The organism is Acidovorax sp. SRB_24, from assembly GCF_012931925.1.
Window position 1 is genome coordinate 1 of sequence record NZ_MWOM01000269.1, and the last position, 388, is coordinate 388.

Consider the following 388-nt stretch of genomic DNA (forward strand, 5'->3'; position numbering starts at 1 on the left):
GATCGTGGCGATCAACAAGGACCCCGAGGCGCCGATCTTCTCGGTGGCCGACTACGGGCTCGAAGCGGACCTGTTTGCGGCCGTGCCTGATTTCGTGAAGATGCTGTAGCACTTTGTCGTGCCAAAAATGGCACTCTCGCGGCCGAAAAGTCGCGAGTCAACCCCGGTGCCGGCAATGAGGTCGAGAGGCGGCTCCCGGCGTTGTTACTGTGAACTGCATTGCTGCATTCACTAATCTCCGCAGCCCACTCCGAGTGAAGGTTCGAGTTGATCGAACCAGCGCATGCCTGTGACCCCTATATGGCACATACCGTGAATTCACTGGCTGCCTACATTCAGACTTGGCGCGGCTATGGCCGCTGCCACCACTACCGGTCACTGAACATCT

At 58.2% G+C, this 388-nt stretch carries 1 pseudogene; it reads left to right on the forward strand.

The annotated features are described in order from the left end of the window. A pseudogene (locus tag B2J89_RS21900) lies at positions 1 to 109 on the forward strand (electron transfer flavoprotein subunit alpha/FixB family protein); the annotation flags it as partial. Between the last annotated feature and the right edge of the window lie 279 nt (positions 110 to 388).